General features: G+C 55.4%; 20 protein-coding genes and 1 rRNA gene. 11 read left to right on the top strand and 10 right to left on the bottom strand.

All coding sequences use genetic code 11. The annotated features are described in order from the left end of the window. Positions 1 to 363, bottom strand: a 16S ribosomal RNA gene (locus OGX67_RS06985); the annotation flags it as partial. 621 nt (positions 364 to 984) lie between these two features. On the opposite strand from OGX67_RS06985, the gene purH reads away from it, so the two are divergent. Together purH and purD are read left to right on the top strand one after the other, a co-directional pair. After that, complete coding sequence (gene purH / locus OGX67_RS06990; RefSeq protein ID WP_257652059.1) at positions 985 to 2,574, top strand: bifunctional phosphoribosylaminoimidazolecarboxamide formyltransferase/IMP cyclohydrolase; 1,590 nt, start codon at positions 985 to 987, stop codon at positions 2,572 to 2,574. Between the two features lie 15 nt (positions 2,575 to 2,589). After that, positions 2,590 to 3,879: a phosphoribosylamine--glycine ligase gene (gene purD, locus OGX67_RS06995; RefSeq protein ID WP_003033057.1), complete on the top strand. Its 1,290-nt coding sequence runs from the start codon at positions 2,590 to 2,592 to the stop codon at positions 3,877 to 3,879. On the opposite strand, the gene zraR is transcribed toward purD, so the two are convergent. After that, on the bottom strand, positions 3,876 to 5,201 hold the full coding sequence (zraR, locus tag OGX67_RS07000) for a sigma-54-dependent response regulator transcription factor ZraR (RefSeq protein ID WP_204584284.1): 1,326 nt from the start codon (positions 5,199 to 5,201) through the stop codon (positions 3,876 to 3,878). The genes purD and zraR overlap by 4 nt on opposite strands. A gap of 5 nt (positions 5,202 to 5,206) precedes the next feature. Then, positions 5,207 to 6,592 carry a two-component system sensor histidine kinase ZraS gene (zraS, locus tag OGX67_RS07005; RefSeq protein WP_257652058.1) on the bottom strand — a complete coding sequence of 462 codons (1,386 nt, stop codon included), beginning with the start codon at positions 6,590 to 6,592 and terminating at the stop codon, positions 5,207 to 5,209. A 57-nt stretch (positions 6,593 to 6,649) separates the two neighbouring features. Here zraS and OGX67_RS07010 point away from each other — a divergent pair, with 57 nt between their 5' ends. Both OGX67_RS07010 and zraP read left to right on the top strand, forming a co-directional pair. Further along, entirely contained in the window at positions 6,650 to 6,838 is a 189-nt protein-coding gene (locus OGX67_RS07010) for a hypothetical protein (RefSeq protein WP_128299017.1), read from the top strand. Positions 6,839 to 6,856: 18 nt separating this feature from the next. Then, positions 6,857 to 7,300: a zinc resistance sensor/chaperone ZraP gene (gene zraP, locus OGX67_RS07015; protein ID WP_032945657.1), complete on the top strand. Its 444-nt coding sequence runs from the start codon at positions 6,857 to 6,859 to the stop codon at positions 7,298 to 7,300. Positions 7,301 to 7,323: 23 nt separating this feature from the next. Here zraP and OGX67_RS07020 read toward each other — a convergent pair whose 3' ends face one another. From OGX67_RS07020 to nudC, 6 genes are all read right to left on the bottom strand, one after another. After that, positions 7,324 to 8,016, bottom strand: coding sequence for a DUF1481 domain-containing protein (locus tag OGX67_RS07020; RefSeq protein ID WP_003033064.1), 693 nt, complete (start codon positions 8,014 to 8,016; stop codon positions 7,324 to 7,326). Positions 8,017 to 8,027: 11 nt separating this feature from the next. Then, positions 8,028 to 8,300, bottom strand: coding sequence for a nucleoid-associated protein HU-alpha (hupA, locus tag OGX67_RS07025; RefSeq protein WP_001044509.1), 273 nt, complete (start codon positions 8,298 to 8,300; stop codon positions 8,028 to 8,030). Between the two features lie 186 nt (positions 8,301 to 8,486). Then, positions 8,487 to 9,077 carry a YjaG family protein gene (locus OGX67_RS07030; protein ID WP_003842015.1) on the bottom strand — a complete coding sequence of 197 codons (591 nt, stop codon included), beginning with the start codon at positions 9,075 to 9,077 and terminating at the stop codon, positions 8,487 to 8,489. 33 nt (positions 9,078 to 9,110) lie between these two features. Then, entirely contained in the window at positions 9,111 to 9,791 is a 681-nt protein-coding gene (gene nfi, locus OGX67_RS07035) for a deoxyribonuclease V (protein ID WP_257652057.1), read from the bottom strand. Between the two features lie 9 nt (positions 9,792 to 9,800). Continuing rightward, positions 9,801 to 10,865, bottom strand: a complete 1,065-nt coding sequence (gene hemE / locus OGX67_RS07040) for a uroporphyrinogen decarboxylase (RefSeq protein WP_003033073.1) — start codon at positions 10,863 to 10,865, stop codon at positions 9,801 to 9,803. 50 nt (positions 10,866 to 10,915) lie between these two features. After that, positions 10,916 to 11,689: an NAD(+) diphosphatase gene (nudC, locus tag OGX67_RS07045; protein WP_257652056.1), complete on the bottom strand. Its 774-nt coding sequence runs from the start codon at positions 11,687 to 11,689 to the stop codon at positions 10,916 to 10,918. Positions 11,690 to 11,785: 96 nt separating this feature from the next. Here nudC and OGX67_RS07050 point away from each other — a divergent pair, with 96 nt between their 5' ends. From OGX67_RS07050 to thiH, 7 genes are all read left to right on the top strand, one after another. Further along, positions 11,786 to 12,274: an Rsd/AlgQ family anti-sigma factor gene (locus OGX67_RS07050; protein ID WP_003033077.1), complete on the top strand. Its 489-nt coding sequence runs from the start codon at positions 11,786 to 11,788 to the stop codon at positions 12,272 to 12,274. Positions 12,275 to 12,633: 359 nt separating this feature from the next. Continuing rightward, positions 12,634 to 14,532 carry a phosphomethylpyrimidine synthase ThiC gene (thiC, locus tag OGX67_RS07055; protein WP_032950754.1) on the top strand — a complete coding sequence of 633 codons (1,899 nt, stop codon included), beginning with the start codon at positions 12,634 to 12,636 and terminating at the stop codon, positions 14,530 to 14,532. Continuing rightward, positions 14,532 to 15,167 (top strand): thiamine phosphate synthase, encoded by a 636-nt coding sequence (gene thiE / locus OGX67_RS07060; RefSeq protein ID WP_257652055.1) that lies wholly within the window; start codon positions 14,532 to 14,534, stop codon positions 15,165 to 15,167. Before thiC ends, thiE begins: the two co-directional genes overlap by 1 nt. Continuing rightward, positions 15,160 to 15,918, top strand: coding sequence for a HesA/MoeB/ThiF family protein (locus tag OGX67_RS07065; RefSeq protein WP_071697004.1), 759 nt, complete (start codon positions 15,160 to 15,162; stop codon positions 15,916 to 15,918). Before thiE ends, OGX67_RS07065 begins: the two co-directional genes overlap by 8 nt. Continuing rightward, positions 15,899 to 16,099 carry a sulfur carrier protein ThiS gene (thiS, locus tag OGX67_RS07070; protein WP_003033088.1) on the top strand — a complete coding sequence of 67 codons (201 nt, stop codon included), beginning with the start codon at positions 15,899 to 15,901 and terminating at the stop codon, positions 16,097 to 16,099. The genes OGX67_RS07065 and thiS overlap by 20 nt, the downstream gene beginning before the upstream one ends. 1 nt (position 16,100) lies before the next feature. Beyond that, entirely contained in the window at positions 16,101 to 16,871 is a 771-nt protein-coding gene (gene thiG / locus OGX67_RS07075; RefSeq protein ID WP_003842025.1) for a thiazole synthase, read from the top strand. Continuing rightward, complete coding sequence (gene thiH, locus OGX67_RS07080; RefSeq protein ID WP_257652054.1) at positions 16,868 to 18,001, top strand: 2-iminoacetate synthase ThiH; 1,134 nt, start codon at positions 16,868 to 16,870, stop codon at positions 17,999 to 18,001. Before thiG ends, thiH begins: the two co-directional genes overlap by 4 nt. 119 nt (positions 18,002 to 18,120) lie before the next feature. Here the strand turns inward: thiH and cspG are convergent, their stop codons facing one another. Further along, a complete protein-coding gene (gene cspG, locus OGX67_RS07085) occupies positions 18,121 to 18,333 on the bottom strand; it encodes a cold shock protein CspG (RefSeq protein WP_003033098.1) in 213 nt (70 codons plus the stop codon). Positions 18,334 to 18,727: the final 394 nt, after the last annotated feature.

An 18,727-nucleotide genomic window follows, 5' to 3' on the forward strand; every position in this document is an offset into this window, starting at 1 on the left:
TCCCCACTGCTGCCTCCCGTAGGAGTCTGGACCGTGTCTCAGTTCCAGTGTGGCTGGTCATCCTCTCAGACCAGCTAGGGATCGTCGCCTAGGTGAGCCGTTACCCCACCTACTAGCTAATCCCATCTGGGCACATCCGATGGCAAGAGGCCCGAAGGTCCCCCTCTTTGGTCTTGCGACGTTATGCGGTATTAGCTACCGTTTCCAGTAGTTATCCCCCTCCATCGGGCAGTTTCCCAGACATTACTCACCCGTCCGCCACTCGTCACCCAAGGAGCAAGCTCCTCTGTGCTACCGTTCGACTTGCATGTGTTAGGCCTGCCGCCAGCGTTCAATCTGAGCCATGATCAAACTCTTCAATTTAAGTTTGATGCTCGTGAATTAAACTTCGTAATGAATTACGTATGTTCACTCAGAGACTTGGTATTCATTTTTCGTCTTGCGACGTTAAGAATCCGTATCTTCGAGTGCCCACACAGATTGTCTGATAAATTGTTAAAGAGCAGTTGCGACGCGCTTTAGCGCTCTGTCGCGAGGTGGCGTATATTACGCTTTCCTCTTTCAGAGTCAACCCTCATTTTCAGGTTTTTCTCTTCAACCGAACCGGCTGTTTGTGTGAAGTGATTCACATCCGCCGTGTCGATGGAGGCGCATTATAGGGAGTTTCCTGTGGCCCGCAACCCTTAAATGACAGAAAAATGACTGACTGCTGCATTCCACAGCAAAACCCCGCCTTATACCTATTTACGCACAGAGTTATCCACAAACCCACCCATTACTTCTGCGATCCTTTCTGTATATGTGCGATCTTCAGCGCTCGAAACGAGGGGCAAAATCGAAAATTAAAAATTCGCGAGCGTTGCGCAAACGTTTTCGTTACAATGCCCCCGCACAACAAGGATGCCCCGTAAGGGGCGTTAGCTGAGTTTTTAGCCAAGAATTCACCTAACGCTCTCTGTAATAGTCAAATCCAGGGGATTTACCATGCAACAACGTCGTCCAGTCCGCCGCGCTCTGCTCAGTGTTTCTGACAAGGCCGGTATCATCGAATTCGCCCAGGCACTTTCCGCACGTGGTGTGGAGCTGCTGTCTACAGGTGGCACTGCGCGCCTGTTAGCAGAGAAAGGTCTGCCGGTAACCGAAGTTTCCGATTACACCGGTTTCCCGGAAATGATGGATGGACGCGTGAAGACCCTGCATCCGAAGGTCCACGGCGGCATCCTCGGTCGTCGCGGCCAGGATGATGCCATTATGGAACAACACCACATTGCTCCTATCGATATGGTTGTCGTTAACCTGTATCCGTTCGCCGAGACCGTCGCACGCGAAGGCTGCTCGCTGGAAGATGCAGTAGAGAACATCGATATCGGCGGCCCGACCATGGTGCGCTCCGCCGCGAAGAATCATAAAGATGTAGCTATCGTTGTGAAGAGCAGCGACTACGACGCCATTATTAAAGAGATGGATGCCAACGACGGTTCTCTGACCCTCGACACCCGTTTCGATCTCGCGATTAAAGCCTTCGAACACACCGCCGCTTACGACAGCATGATCGCCAACTACTTCGGCAGCATGGTTCCGGCCTACCACGGTGAAAGCAAAGAAGCCGCCGGTCGCTTCCCACGTACGCTGAACCTGAACTTCATTAAGAAGCAGGATATGCGCTACGGCGAGAACAGCCACCAGCAGGCTGCCTTCTATATAGAAGAGAATGTTAAAGAAGCCTCCGTTGCCACCGCGCAGCAGGTACAGGGCAAAGCACTTTCCTACAACAACATCGCCGATACCGATGCGGCGCTGGAGTGCGTGAAAGAATTCAACGAGCCAGCCTGTGTGATCGTCAAACACGCGAACCCGTGTGGTGTAGCAGTAAGTACCTCTATTCTTGACGCTTACGACCGCGCCTATAAAACCGACCCGACCTCCGCGTTCGGCGGCATCATCGCCTTTAACCGCGAGCTGGATGCTGAAACCGCGCAGGCGATCATCTCCCGCCAGTTCGTGGAAGTGATCATCGCCCCATCCGCCACCGAAGAAGCACTGAAAATTACCGCTGCCAAGCAGAACGTTCGGGTGCTGGTCTGCGGCCAATGGGCGCAGCGCGTTCCGGGCCTGGACTTTAAACGCGTTAACGGCGGTCTGCTGGTTCAGGACCGTGACCTGGGTATGGTGACCGAAGGTGAACTGCGCGTGGTGTCCAAACGTCAGCCAACCGAGCAAGAGCTGCGCGATGCGCTGTTCTGCTGGAAAGTGGCGAAGTTCGTGAAATCCAACGCCATTGTTTATGCCAAAGAGAACATGACTATTGGCATAGGCGCAGGCCAGATGAGCCGCGTGTACTCCGCGAAAATCGCCGGGATCAAAGCGGCCGACGAAGGCCTGGAAGTGAAAGGTTCTGCAATGGCTTCTGACGCTTTCTTCCCGTTCCGCGACGGGATTGATGCCGCTGCTGCCGCCGGTGTGACCTGCGTGATCCAGCCGGGTGGTTCTATTCGCGATGACGAAGTGATTGCCGCCGCCAATGAACACGGCATTGCGATGGTATTTACCGATATGCGCCACTTCCGCCATTAATCCACGGAGCAGACGATGAAAGTATTAGTGATTGGCAACGGCGGGCGCGAGCACGCCCTGGCGTGGAAAGCGGCGCAGTCGCCAAAAGTCGAAACAGTATTTGTCGCCCCGGGCAATGCGGGCACCGCGCTGGAACCCACGCTGCAAAACGTGGCCATCGGCGTAACGGATATCCCGGCGCTGCTGGACTTTGCCCAGAACGAGAAGATCGATCTGACCATCGTTGGCCCGGAAGCGCCGCTGGTGATTGGCGTGGTCGATGCGTTCCGCGCCGCCGGTCTGAAAATCTTCGGCCCAACCGAAGGCGCCGCGCAGCTGGAAGGCTCCAAAGCCTTCACCAAAGATTTCCTCGCCCGTCACCAGATTCCGACGGCGGAATATCAGAACTTCACCGAAATCGAACCTGCGCTGGCTTACCTGCGCGAGAAAGGCGCGCCGATCGTTATCAAAGCTGACGGTCTGGCTGCCGGGAAAGGCGTTATCGTGGCGATGACGCTGGAGGAAGCCGAAGCCGCGGTTCATGACATGCTGGCCGGCAACGCGTTTGGCGACGCGGGCCACCGCATCGTGATTGAAGAGTTCCTCGACGGTGAAGAAGCGAGCTTTATTGTCATGGTCGACGGTGAGCACGTGCTGCCGATGGCCACCAGCCAGGACCACAAGCGCGTGGGCAATGGCGATACCGGCCCGAACACCGGTGGGATGGGGGCCTACTCCCCTGCTCCGGTAGTGACTGACGAAGTCCACCAGCGCACCATGGAACGCATCATCTGGCCAACGGTGAAAGGCATGGCGGCGGAAGGTAACACCTATACCGGTTTCCTGTACGCGGGCCTGATGATCGACAAGCAGGGCAACCCGAAGGTTATCGAGTTTAACTGCCGCTTCGGCGATCCGGAAACCCAGCCGATCATGCTGCGCATGAAGTCCGATCTGGTGGAGCTGTGCCTCGCCGCCTGTGACGGCAAGCTGGATGAGAAAACCTCCGAGTGGGACGAACGCGCCTCGCTGGGCGTGGTCATTGCCGCCGGAGGTTATCCGGGTAATTACAATACCGGCGATGAGATCCACGGTCTGCCGCTGGAAGACGTCGCTGACGGTAAAGTGTTCCACGCGGGTACCAAACTGTCTGCTGACGATCGCGTGCTGACCAACGGCGGTCGCGTGCTGTGCGCCACCGCGCTGGGCAACACCGTGGCTGAAGCGCAGAAACGCGCTTACGCCCTGATGACCGACATCCGCTGGGATGGCAGCTTCAGCCGTAACGACATCGGCTGGCGCGCCATTGAACGCGAGCAACGCTAACGCGAAATTTTCGCCAGCAGCGTTTTACGCGTAATGCCTAACTGACGGGCGGCTTCCGTTTTATTGCCGCCCGTTTTTTCAAGCGCCGCCAGAATCACCTCCTTTTCGACATCCACCAGCGGTTGGATCTCGCCACTGCATTCCGTTTTTATCGGCGTCGCGGCAATCGCCATCGGCAGTTCACGTTCGGAAATATATTCCCCCGTCAGCAGCACCACCGAGCGCTCAATCGCATTTTCCAGCTCACGAATATTGCCCGGCCAGTCGTAGTGAATCAGCAGATCCATCGCCTGTGGAGTAAAGCCTTTCACCGCTTTACGGTTACGCGCGGCAAAACGCTGGAGAAAATGTTCGGCTAACAGCGGAATATCTTCCCGGCGCTGGCACAGCGCTGGCATTTCAATGGTGACGACGTTCAGACGATAGTAGAGATCCTGACGAAAGCGCCCGGCGCTGACTTCCTCTGCTAGATCGCGATGCGTAGCGGCTATCAGCCGGACATCAACCGCAATAGTCTGGTTGCTGCCAACCCGCTGTACTTCTCGCTCCTGGATAGCCCGCAGCAAACGCACCTGCATCAGCGGTGAGATATCGCCAATTTCATCAAGAAATAACGTGCCACCATCGGCTTCCACAAAGCGCCCTTCCCGGCGTTTATCCGCCCCGGTAAACGCCCCTTTCTCGTGACCAAAAAGTTCGGACTCCAGCAGCGATTCATTAAGCGCCGCGCAGTTGAGCGTCACCAGCGGCTTATCGCGACGGGCGCTGCTGGCATGCAGCGCCCGGGCCACCAGTTCTTTGCCCGTGCCGGAGTCTCCGTGAATGAGCACTGTCGCATCTGAGGGCGCAACCATCGCGATTTCATTGAGCAACTTCTGCATCGCCGGACTGCTGCCAATCATGCCAAACTGCGCAGCCGACGCTGACGGCAATTCAGCGCCCATTTCCCGCGTATGCGCCAGCGCCTTTTCCAGCGTCTCCTGCAGACGGTCAAAATCCAGCGGCTTGATTAAGTAGTCCAGCGCCCCGGTTTTAAGCGCCTCAACGGCGGTCTCTACGCTGGAGAACGCCGTCATGATCAAGACCGGAATCGCCGGATTCAGCGCTTTAATCTCTTTCAGCGTTGCGATACCGTCCATCTCCGCCATGCGTACATCACACAGCACTAAATCAAATACGCGTTCGCGCACCTGTTCCAGCGCCGCTCGCCCGCTATAGGCCAGCGCGACCTCATAACCCCAGCCGCGCAGCAGCGCCTGTAAAATGGTGCAGTGGCTGATATCGTCATCTACTACCAGAATATTGATTTTTCCGCGCGTCATCCTTGTTAATCCTGTTGTTTCGCTTTGGTCGGCAGCCAAAGAGTAAAGGTCGCACCTTTGCCCTCAACGCTTACCACCTGAATGGTGCCACCATGCTGTTCGATAATGTTCTGCACCACCGCCAGCCCGAGGCCGGTTCCGTCAGCTTTGGTTGTAAAGTAAGGCGTAAAAATGGCCTCCAGCTGTTCCGCTGCAATTCCCTTCCCGCTATCGGTAACCACAATTTTAACGCGATCGCCGCTGCTTTCATTCGCTTCAACCGTGATCGTGCCCTGACGACCAATCGCATGAATGGCGTTCAGATACAGATTCAACAAAACCTGAGTCAGTCGGTCAGGATCGGCCTGGATAGCGGGCAGCGTAGAATTGGCCGAAAAGCGGAGCTGGATTTCCCTGTTTGCCGCATCCTGACCCACCAGGTGTAATGAGTGGGTGATAACCTCATTGAGATCCACCTGTTGCAGCGTCAGATGTGCAGGCTTCACCAGCTCCAGCAGCTCGCTCACCACCCGATTTAAACGATCCGCCTCTTTCGCCATCACCTGTGCCAGCTCATGCGACTCGCCTCCTGCCGGGGTTCGCTCGGCAAAATACTTCGCCAGACCTTTGATCGATGAAAGCGGGTTACGAATTTCATGCGCCACTCCAGCCGCAAGATGCCCGAGCGCTAACAGTTTTTCTTTACGCTTCATCGCATCCTGAAGTTCTTTGTACGAGCGCTGATAGCGCTGATACCAGAAGAACGTCAGTACGGTGGCCAGCAACACAGCCGCCAGCGCACAGAGGACTATCAGTGTGTTACGCCACTCTCTTGCCTGAGTCGCTGTCAGATCGCTGGCATCAAAGGCGATAAATATGGTTTGCGCTGGGGTGATAAGCTGCCCGTCATTGCTGGCACAGCGCGCCATGCCGTGGCGTCCTGGACCATACATCGGCTGAAACTGGCGATAAATTTCCAGGGCCGGCGTTTTTTCACCATCCCTCGCTGGAATTTCAATATTCCGCCAGCTTTCTTGCTCCCCAGGACTAAGCTGTCGCAGGACATCCGGTGAATAGAGCGTTTTTCCGACCATCGCGGCATTGCTGTGAGTAATAATGACACCATGCTCATCGACGACGGCAAACCATAGCACGCCTGGTTGTACGGCCATTTCCTCCAGGAGCGTCTGCTGCTGGGCATGATGCATGCGCATCCCCATGCCTACACGCGTACCAGACTCCAGAGCGCGAATGAGCACGCTGCCTTTCTCCAGTAGCGTTTGCCGCGCGGCGCCACTTTCCCGCCCATAGTCCCGAATAGTCATAATCGAAAACCAGCCGACCAAAATCAGGATTGCCGCCAGCAAGAGTCGGCTCAACCACTTTGCCACCGTATCCTTATAAAGACGCATACGCTCTCCCTTTACCCCACTTGTTCCTTTCATCGTTGCAGGTATACAGCAGAAATCATGCCATTTTTTCCCCCTGATAACCCTGCCCTCAGACACAAACAGCTGAAAGTACCGGGTAAAAATGACTCGCTGGCGCGTTCTGGCGAGTCATTTTTACTCGTTTTCCTGCAAAGACGGCGGGTACGACGCCCGCAGGACTGGGATTGCCGCTTTGGCACGGAAGATGCAATAGGGAATGTAAGCTAACCAACAGGAGAACGAACGATGAAACGGAACAACAAACTGGCACTGATTGCACTTTCTCTGATCGCACTGGGCTCCACCCCGGTACTGGCGCAGAATCACTGGGGATATGGTGATGGAATGCAGCAACGGGGCGGTACCCCAATGACCGCTGAGCAGCAGGCTGCCGCGCAGAAAATCTATGATGATTACTACTCCCAGACCAGCGCGTTGCGCCAACAGCTGACATCCAAACGTTATGAGTACAATGCACTATTAACGGCCAGTTCGCCGGACACGGCAAAAATTAATGCCGTTGCAAAAGAGATGGAAGCGTTGAATCAGTCTCTGGACGAGCAGCGTGTTAAACGCGATGTCGCAATGGCGCAGGCTGGCGTGCCGCGTGGCGCGGGAATGGGCTACGGCGGATGCGGCGGTGGCGGTAACCATCGCGGCGGCGGCCATATGGGAATGGGTCACTGGTAACAGTATTGCCTGATGGCAGATTATCAGAAAGTTTTGGCTGTAGGCTGCCAGTGACAAAAATCTTCATTGGCGACTAGCAGTATCTGCGACCCTTCGGGCGCTTCCAGCCATGCCACACTCACCTCTACGGATGAATGTTTCTGGCGGCGCTCGATATGGTTTATCGCCCACGACTCCAGGTCTGGCTTCAGCGTTTCACCTTCACAGGTTGTGACCGTGTTATCCGCATGCCAACGTCCCTGACGCAATATCACCCGTCCCTGACGCAGCGCATCGCTGGTCTGGCGAATTTGATCGGCGCGATAGCGGTAAAGCGCGATTTGATCGCTGGAAAGCTGCTGCTTTTGCCCGTCGACTTCACGCTGCATGAAGCTCAGTTCGCCCCGGTCATCGAAGCGTATACGGACATGTTCAGCCGGTTTACTGTAAACGTTGAGTTCTATCAGAGAGAGCGAATCACCCTGCCAGCGGTATTCACTGGTAGTGGTTTCGCCTTTTCGCCACGGACTAAATACCGAGAGCAAGTGAACATCGTCACCGGAGTCTTTACGCCAAATGCGTACCGCCCCCTGATCGCCAACATAGCCGCTGGCCGTGAACGGAGGAAGCTCAGAATGGCTACCGCAGGCAGACAGTAACAGAACACCTGAAAGCCAAAGCGTATGACGCCAGATGGACAAAAGGGGCGAAACCGCCCCTTCGTTAAAACTGTTCACTGCCACGCGAATTACTTAACCGCGTCTTTCAGTGCTTTACCAGAAACAAATGCCGGTACGTTAGCTGCGGCAATTTTGATTTCTTTACCGGTCTGCGGGTTGCGGCCAGTGCGCTCAGCACGGTGGTTCACTTTGAAGGTACCGAAACCAACCAGTTGTACAGCATCGCCTTCTTTCAGAGACTCAGTAATAGCAGCCAGAGTGGATTCCAGAGCAGCTTTAGCCTGTGTTTTAGACAGTTCTGCTTTGTCTGCAATTACATCAATCAGTTGAGTCTTGTTCATAAGTTATCCTTACAATGTGTTTATCGCTTGCTAAGCATCGAGTGCGACGGAAATGCCAGAAAAGCACTCTCCTGCATACACGCACCGATAGCCACTTTTTTTCGCCCCCCAAATGTAGACCAGACCGGGGGCGGATGGGAAGCCTTCAGGCACGACAAATCAGGCGTTAAATCACGTTTTGTGGTGTCATTGCTGAAAATTTATACCAATATTGCTCTCGCCAGCCTCTCGCAGGTCTGCACGCAGTCCTTTTATCAGCTCAATATCGCGTTCTTCACAGTCGGCTAAAAGTCGGAAAATTTCCCACTGAATATCCCATTCTTGCTCAACGGCAGGGTTCTCTTTGAGCTCCTCATCGGTCATTTCGCGACCAGCCTGGGTCATTTCCAGCATCGCTACCGTCGTAATCGAAGCTTTACTAACTTCAATTGCATGCTCCAGCGTTTCACCGCTAAGACGTGAATGCATCAGTTCGCTTAATGCCACACAGGCATCAATCGCCGGATAAACGCCGTACAGATCGTAATCGTCTGCAGAAGGAATGGCCTCTTCAAACTTTTCCAACTGGCTGTCGAAATTGATTTTCGCGTCTTTAACCGTCAGCGCTTCCCAAATCAGATCCAGAATTCGGCGGTAAATCTGTCCATCGCCAAATTCAGTTTGCTTGCAGAACATGGCGTAATTCGGGTACATGCGTTCGCACAGACAGGCCATAAATGTGACGTGCTGCCAGCTTTCCAGCTTCTCCAGACGCAGGTGAATCGGATTTTGTAACATGATGAGTTCTCAAATACGGAAATTAGCCGCAGTTTACCCGATATGGGGCGCTTTTGCTGCAAGCCGCGTAAAAGCCGGGCGTTCGGATGCCACCGCATCTGCCCAGCGCGTTGGTTCCGGCAGACGATAGCCGTTCATACAGCGTTGTACCCACGCCAGTGCGCTGTCCATACTCACGCGGTGGCCCGTAGAGATAAACAACGGGTTACAGCGCGCTTTGCTGCGCCAGACCCATGCCAGCTGTTCGCCTTTATCCAGCAATGGCACTAGCGCACCGGGTTCAGCAGCGAGCGGTTCAAACTTGCCACACAGCCGTTTTTTCGCCACACCAATCGTTGGGACGTCCACCAGCAGGCCAAAATGGCTGGCCACGCCCAGACGCCGCGGGTGCGAAATGCCGTGCCCGTCAACGAACAGCAGATCTGGCTTGTGCGAGAGCAGTTGCCAGGCGGCCATCAGCGCGGAGGTTTCACGAAAGGAGAGAAAACCGGGAATGTAAGGCATGGTAGTGGCGATACGCGCCACCTTGTATTCAACCAGTTCAAGCGTGGGATACTTCAGTAAGACCATCGCGGCTCGCGTCACTTCGCCACCCTGCTCAAACCCAACGTCCGCCCCGCCGATCAGATCCGGCGGATCGTTCTTCAGACGATCCTCGCGGATCAATGAAGAGGCCAGTTCAAGCTGCTGCGCGCGTAATGACGCAAGATCCATAATGACTCCTTAGCGGTGGTACTGTTCGGACAACCGATGTACCGCCTCCACAAAGACACCCGCATGTTCTGGCGGGACGTCCTGATGAATGCCGTGGCCCAGGTTAAAGACATGCCCTTCGCCCTGACCGAATCCGGCCAGAATTGTCGCCACCTCTTCTTCGATGCGGGCTGGCGGTGCATACAGCATGGACGGATCCATATTGCCCTGTAGCGCCACTTTATGACCTACACGACGACGCGCATCGGCAATGTCAGTGGTCCAGTCGAGACCTAACGCATCACAGCCGGTTTCCGCCATCGCTTCCAGCCACTGACCACCGCCTTTGGTAAACAGGGTCACAGGTACGCGACGACCTTCGTTCTCGCGTAGCAGGCCATCGACGATTTTGTGCATGTAGTACAGGGAAAACTGCTGATAATCGCGACCGGTCAGCACACCGCCCCAGGTATCGAAAATCATCACCGACTGCGCGCCCGCTTTGATCTGCGCGTTCAGGTACAGCGTGACGCTCTTCGCCAGCTTATCAAGCAGCAGATGCAGCGCTTTAGGGTCGGCATACATCATCTTTTTAATCACGGTGAAGGCTTTGCTGCTGCCGCCTTCAACCATGTAGGTCGCCAGCGTCCACGGGCTACCGGAGAAGCCGATCAGCGGCACTTCGCCTTTCAGTTCACGGCGGATAGTGCGCACCGCGTTCATCACGTATCCCAGCCCATCTTCCGGGTCCGGGATCGGCAGTTTGTCGACGTCAGCCTTGCTGGTAATCGGAGAGGTGAAGCGTGGACCTTCTCCTGCTTCAAAATACAGCCCGAGTCCCATCGCATCCGGGATCGTCAGGATATCGGAGAAGAGGATCGCGGCATCAAGTTCATAGCGACGCAGCGGCTGCAGCGTGACTTCGCAGGCCAGCTCGGCATTTTTGCACAGCGCCATAAAATCGCCCGCTTCGGCACGGGTAGCTTTGTATTCCGGTAGATAACGGCCTGCCTGGCGCATCATCCATACCGGAGTGACATCAACGGGCTGGCGCAGCAGCGCACGCAGATAACGATCGTTCTTCAGTTCGGTCATTTTTGCAGTTCCTTATTGCGTCAGTCCATCAGTGTATCACCACTCGCTCTTTACTCGTACTCAGCCCGACACATTGCCACAGTATCTTCAATCAATCGACGCGCGACAGTACCCGGCGGGGGCAAGAGCGGTAAATCGTCATAGCGATACCAGTTCGCTTCCAGCAGCTCTTTCGGGTCGATGACGATTTCGCCGCTATCATACTCCGCCATAAATGCGGTCATCAAAGACTGTGGGAACGGCCACGGCTGAGAAGTGACATAACGCAGGTTTTTCACCTTAATGCCGCTCTCTTCCATGACTTCACGCGCCACCGCCTGCTCGAGGGTCTCGCCCACTTCGACAAAACCCGCCAGCACGGTATGCACGCCGTTGCGATGGCGAACATGTTGGGCGAGCAGGATGGAATCATCTCGGAGAATAGCGACAATTATGCAGGGAGCAATTTGCGGGTAATAACGTTCGCGGCAGTGACTACAGAGCATCGCCCACTCCGTTTTACTCGGGCGCATGGGATGGCCGCAGTAACCGCAGAATTTATGCGAGCGGTAAAACTCCGCCAGCTGTACGCCTCGTCCGGCCAGTTGAAACAGGCCAACGTCCTGGTCAATGACCTGGCGCACCGACCCCATATCGTGTCGACGCTGCTGCTGCACCAGCCAGACAGTTTCCCCTTCCCACTCGCCTATTGGCAGCGCGCGCTGACCAATCAGATCAAAACGGGCTGCGTCGCCATAAGGTAGCTCGCCATGAGGTAACCATAACTTTTGCTCATGACTGACAATCCACCAGCCGCTATCTAATTTTTCAATTATACGATCCATATCTCTTGCACAACCTTTGCTTCACAGGCATGTTGTTTACATTATTTTTACATTTACGGGTGAGCAGTTCCTAAACACCATCTTGCGGAGTCAATCATGCTAAACCAGCTGGAAAGCCTGACGGAGCACGTCGGAGGAAGTAATAAACTGGTTGATCGCTGGCTACATGTACGTAAGCACCTGCTCGTGGCTTACTACAATCTGGTTGGCATTAAGCCTGGCAAAGAATCGTACATGCGACTCAATGAAAAGGCGCTGGATGATTTTTGTCAGAGCCTGGTCGATTACCTCTCCACCGGACACTTCAGTATTTATGAACGTATTCTCCATAAATTGGAAGGGAACGGGCAGCTTTTAAAAGCCACAAAAATTTGGCCGCTGCTGGAAGCCAATACGCAGCTGATCATGGACTACTATGACTCCAGCCTGGAAACTGCGATTGATCATGATAACTTCCTTGAGTTTCAAAAGGTTTTATCGGATCTCGGCGAAGCGCTGGAAGCCCGGTTCGTGCTCGAAGATAAGCTGATCATGCTGGTATTTGATGCGATGCACGAGAGTGGCACTCTCAAACGTCCTGCTTGAGATTTGTCGCATTAACGCGTAGTTTACATTCATTACCTCTAAGATAGAGGTTACTTCTTGTCGGAGTGCTTATTTTCCACAAAAGCATTCGTGATGCGTCAAGGCGGCAAGTCAGTGAATCTCCAGGAGCTTACCTAAGTAAGTGACTGGAGTGAGCGGACGAAGCCAACAAAGAGGCAGCGCGAAGGATGACGTGGAAAAGGCTGAGACCGTTAATTCGGGATCCGCGGAACCTGATCAGGTTAAGACCTGCGAAGGGAACAAGAGTCAATCTACAACCGTTCGTCTTTGGGCGATCGTCTCTCTCTTGCTTCATCCGTCGTCTGACAAGCCACGTCCTTACTTTTTTGGAATGAGCTATGTCTGCCACTACTAAACCATCACGCCGCGAACAGCGCGCGCAAGCCCAACACTTTATCGATACCCTGGAAGGGACCGCCTTCCCTAACTCAAAACGCATTTATATTACCGGTTCGCAGCCGGATATCCGCATTCCGATGCGCGAAATCCAGCTTAGCCCGACGCTGATTGGCGGCAGCAAAGACAACCCGCAATTTGAAGACAACGAAGCCGTGCCGGTGTACGACACCTCCGGGCCGTATGGCGATCCTGACGTGGCAATTAACGTCCAGCAGGGTCTGGCGAAACTGCGCCAGCCGTGGATTGCGGCGCGTAACGACAGCGAAGAATTAGACGACCGCAGCTCCGCTTACACCAAAGAGCGCCTGGCCGACGATGGCCTGGACGAGCTGCGTTTCAGCGGCCTACTGACGCCAAAGCGCGCCAAAGCCGGTAAGCGCGTGACCCAGTTGCACTACGCCCGTCAGGGGATCGTCACGCCAGAAATGGAGTTTATCGCCATCCGTGAAAATATGGGCCGCGAGCGTATTCGTAGTGAAGTGCTGCGCCACCAGCATCCGGGGATGAACTTTGGCGCTCGTCTGCCGGAAAATATCACCCCGGAATTCGTGCGTGATGAAGTCGCTGCGGGCCGGGCGATTATTCCTGCCAACATCAACCACCCGGAATCCGAGCCGATGATCATCGGCCGCAACTTCCTGGTGAAGGTGAATGCCAACATCGGTAACTCGGCGGTCACTTCCTCTATCGAAGAAGAGGTAGAAAAACTGGTGTGGTCGACCCGCTGGGGCGCAGATACGGTGATGGACCTCTCCACCGGTCGCTATATTCACGAAACCCGCGAGTGGATCCTGCGTAACAGCCCGGTGCCGATCGGCACCGTACCGATCTACCAGGCGTTGGAGAAGGTCAACGGGATCGCCGAAGATCTCACCTGGGAAGCGTTCCGCGATACGTTGCTGGAACAGGCCGAACAGGGCGTCGACTACTTCACTATCCATGCCGGCGTACTGCTGCGCTACGTGCCGATGACCGCTAAACGCCTGACCGGAATTGTCTCGCGCGGCGGTTCAATTATGGCGAAATGGTGCCTCTCGCATCACAAAGAAAACTTCCTGTTTGAACATTTCCGCGAAATTTGTGAAATCTGCGCCGCCTACGATGTCTCGCTCTCTCTCGGTGACGGCCTGCGCCCGGGTTCGATTCAGGATGCCAACGACGAAGCGCAGTTCTCCGAACTGCATACGCTGGGCGAGCTAACCAAAATCGCCTGGGAATACGACGTGCAGGTGATGATTGAAGGCCCAGGGCATGTGCCGATGCATATGATCCAACGCAACATGACCGAAGAGCTGGAGAGCTGCCACGAAGCGCCGTTCTACACCTTAGGGCCGTTGACGACAGATATCGCGCCGGGCTATGACCACTTCACCTCCGGCATTGGCGCGGCGATGATCGGCTGGTTTGGCTGCGCGATGCTGTGCTACGTCACGCCGAAAGAGCACCTCGGCCTGCCGAACAAAGAAGACGTGAAGCAAGGGCTGATCACCTACAAGATTGCCGCCCACGCCGCCGACCTGGCGAAGGGGCACCCGGGCGCGCAGATCCGCGACAACGCGATGTCGAAAGCGCGCTTCGAATTCCGCTGGGAAGACCAGTTTAACCTCGCACTCGACCCGTTCACCGCCCGCGCCTATCACGATGAAACCCTGCCACAGGAGTCCGGCAAAGTCGCCCACTTCTGCTCCATGTGCGGGCCGAAGTTCTGCTCGATGAAAATCAGCCAGGAAGTACGCGACTACGCCGCCGCGCAAACTATTGAAGTGGGAATGGCAGATATGTCGGAGAACTTCCGCGCCAAAGGCGGTGAAATCTACCTCAAAAAAGAGGAGGCATAATGTACCAGCCTGATTTCCCGACCGTGCCGTTCCGCCTCGGGCTTTATCCGGTGGTGGACAGCGTGCAATGGATTGAACGCCTGCTGCAGGCGGGCGTACGCACGATCCAACTGCGCATTAAAGATAAGCGTGATGAAGAGGTCGAAGCCGACGTCATGGCCGCCATTGAACTGGGGCGTCGCTATGACGCCCGCCTGTTTATCAACGACTACTGGCGGCTGGCGATTAAGCACAACGCTTACGGCGTGCATCTGGGCCAGGAAGACCTTGAAACCACCGATCTGAAGGCGATTCAGGCGGCGGGGCTGCGCCTGGGTGTATCCACTCACGATGATATGGAGATCGACGTCGCGCTGGCGGCTAAGCCTTCTTATATCGCACTCGGCCACGTTTTCCCCACGCAAACCAAGCAGATGCCTTCCTCCCCGCAGGGGCTGACGCAGCTGGCAAGCCATATTAACCGACTGGCCGATTACCCGACCGTCGCCATCGGCGGCATCAGCCTGGAACGTGCACCATCGGTGCTGGCGACCGGTGTTGGCAGCATTGCCGTGGTCAGCGCCATTACCCAGGCGGCTGACTGGCAGGCAGCCACGGCGCAGCTGCTCGACATAGCGGGAGTCGGCGATGAATGACCGCGACTTTATGCGCTACAGCCGGCAGATCCTGCTCGGCGATATCGCGATTGAGGGCCAACAAAAGCTGCTCGACAGCCATGTGCTGATTATCGGTTTAGGCGGGTTAGGTTCGCCTGCCGCGCTGTATCTGGCGGGAGCAGGTATCGGCAAACTGACGCTGGTAGACGATGACGACATTCATTTGAGCAATCTGCAGCGCCAGATCCTGTTTACCACTGATGATATCGCGCGTTCAAAATCGCAGATTGCCCAGCAGCGCCTGACGCGGCTCAACCCAGATATCGAACTGGTATCGCTCCAGCAGCGACTGAAAGGCGATGCGCTCCGGCATGCGGTAGCGCGTGCCGATGTGGTGCTCGACTGTACCGACAACATGGCCACGCGTCAGGAAATTAACGCCGCCTGCGTGTCGCTCAACACCTCGCTCATCACCGCCAGCGCCGTCGGTTTCGGCGGCCAGTTGATGGTGCTCACGCCACCGTGGGAGCAAGGTTGTTACCGCTGCCTGTGGCCGGATGATGTAGAGCCTGAACGCAACTGCCGTACCGCCGGTATCGTCGGCCCGGTTGTCGGCGTGATGGGCACCTTGCAGGCGCTGGAAGCCATCAAACTGCTTAGCGGCATTGCGACGCCCAGTGGCGAGTTACGCCTGTTTGACGGTAAAACCAGCCAGTGGCGCAGCTTCGCACTACGACGTGCCAGCGGCTGTCCGGTATGTGGAGGGCAACATGCAGATTCAGTTCAATGATGAGCCGATGCAGTGCGCCGAGGGACAAACCGTCAGCGGGCTGCTCACCGAGCTTAATCAGCTTAAACCGGGCGCGGCGCTGGCGCTCAATCAGCAGATCCTGCCGCGCGAGCAGTGGCAGCAGCAAATCGTGCAGGAAGGCGACCAGATCCTGCTTTTTCAGGTTATTGCAGGGGGTTGATATGTTACGTATTGCCGACAAAACGTTTGATTCACATCTGTTCACCGGTACCGGAAAATTTGCCTCATCGCAGCTGATGGTCGAGGCGATTCGCGCCTCCGGCAGCCAGTTGGTCACGCTGGCCATGAAGCGCGTGGATTTGCGCCAGCATAACGATGCCATTCTGGCCCCGCTTATCGACGCGGGCGTGACGCTGCTGCCTAACACCTCCGGAGCGAAAACCGCTGAAGAGGCGATTTTCGCCGCCCAACTGGCGCGTGAAGCGCTGGGCACAAACTGGCTGAAATTAGAAATCCACCCGGATGCCCGCTGGCTATTGCCGGATCCGATTGAAACACTAAAAGCCGCCGAAGCGCTGGTGAAACAGGGCTTTGTGGTGCTGCCCTACTGCGGCGCGGATCCGGTACTGTGCAAGCGGCTGGAAGACGTGGGCTGCGCGGCGGTGATGCCGCTCGGCGCACCTATCGGCTCTAACCAGGGGCTGGAAACCAAAGCGATGCTGGAGATCATTATCCAGCAGGCGACCGTGCCGGTGGTGGTTGATGCAGGCATCGGCGTGCCCAGCCACGCCACGCAGGCGCTGGAAATGGGCGCCGACGCGGTGCTGGTCAACACGGCAATCGCGGTAGCCGACAGCCCGGTGATGATGGCCACCGCTTTCCGTCTGGCAGTTGAAGCAGGCCTTTTGGCGCGCCAGGCGGTACCTGGAAGCAAAAGCTCGCAGGCAAATCCCACCAGCCCGTTAACCGGATTCCTGGAGGCCTTCGCATGAAAACGTTCAGCGACCGCTGGCGACAACTGGACTGGGACGACATCCGCCTGCGCATCAACGGTAAAACCGCCGCTGACGTGGAGCGCGCTCTCAAGACTTCGCATCTTAGTCGCGACGATCTGATGGCATTGCTCTCTCCTGCCGCCGCCGATTATCTGGAGCCGCTTGCGCAACGGGCGCAAAAGCTCACCCGCCAGCGTTTTGGCAACACGGTGAGCTTTTACGTGCCGTTGTATCTCTCCAACCTTTGTGCCAACGACTGCACCTACTGCGGTTTTTCGATGAGCAACCGTATCAAACGCAAAACGCTGGACGAAGATGAGATACAACGTGAGTGTGCGGCTATCCGTGAGCTGGGCTTTGAGCATCTGCTACTGGTCACCGGTGAACATCAGGCCAAAGTGGGGATGGATTACTTTCGTCGCCATTTGCCTGCCATTCGCCGCCAGTTTGCCTCTTTACAGATGGAAGTACAGCCGCTGTCAGAGGCTGAATATGCGGAGCTGAAGACGCTGGGGCTGGATGGCGTGATGGTGTATCAGGAGAGCTATCATGAGGCGATTTACGCCCACCACCATCTGAAGGGGAAAAAGCAGGATTTCTTCTGGCGACTGGAAACGCCGGACCGGCTGGGCCGCGCAGGGATCGACAAAATCGGTCTTGGCGCGTTGATTGGTTTGTCCGACAGCTGGCGGGTTGACTGCTATATGGTAGCTGAACATCTGCTGTGGATGCAGCAGCATTACTGGCAGAGCCGCTACTCTATCTCCTTCCCTCGCCTGCGCCCATGCACCGGAGGCGTTGAGCCTGCATCGATCATGGATGAGCGACAGTTGGTCCAGACCATTTGCGCGTTTCGTTTACTGGCACCAGAAATTGAGCTGTCGCTCTCCACCCGCGAATCGCCATGGTTTCGTGACCATGTGATCCCGTTGGCGATCAACAACGTCAGCGCCTTCTCAAAAACCCAGCCCGGTGGTTATGCCGATAACCACCCCGAACTGGAACAGTTCTCCCCGCACGACGATCGTCGCCCGGAAGCCGTTGCTGAAGCACTGATGGCGCAGGGATTACAGCCCGTGTGGAAAGACTGGGACAGCTATCTGGGACGCGCGGCACAGATGCCCTAAGTCCAACGCTATCGCATAAACAAAAAAACCCGCTTTCGCGGGTTTTTTCTTCACTGGTGCTTAACTGCTCGGGCTCTGGCCTTCATCGCTATCGTAAGCCTTCGTGAAATTATCGGCGTTTACAGCGCGACAACGTTAACAGCAGACGGGCCTTTAGCGCCATTCTCCACGGAGAACTCCACCTTTTGACCTTCGTCTAACGTTTTAAAATCGTTACTCTGGATAGCGGAAAAATGCACAAACACATCCTTGCTACCGTCCTGAGGAGTGATAAAGCCGAAGCCTTTATCAGAGTTAAACCATTTTACTAAACCAGTCATTTTGTTAGACATAGATACTTCCTTTCATGTTTTTGAGCCGCTTATGCAGCGAAGATGGCCTGTTTTGCAGAAATTAACTTATGGGGCACTTAGGGAGGAGGCTCATGAAGAAGAGTATCTGAGGATAACGCTTGAACTGAGAACTGCTTTACTAAAACTGCTTGCATAAGGTCTGTGTTCCAAACCGATGCCGCTATAGTAGACCTACTTCTAATCATTAAGCAAGCATTAATTTTTTTAATACCCACTGAGTGATGCAATGTTGAACCAACGCGGCTAAGCATCCTGGATAACAGCTTGATCTACAATGAACAAAAGCCCCGACTATTGCAGTCAGGGCTTTACGTTACTACACACTTCAAATTTAACATTAATAAACTTAACGATTTAATACTGCTGATGGTAC

Source organism: Citrobacter sp. Cf118 (assembly GCF_030334095.1).
Classification (GTDB): Bacteria; Pseudomonadota; Gammaproteobacteria; order Enterobacterales; family Enterobacteriaceae; genus Citrobacter; species Citrobacter freundii.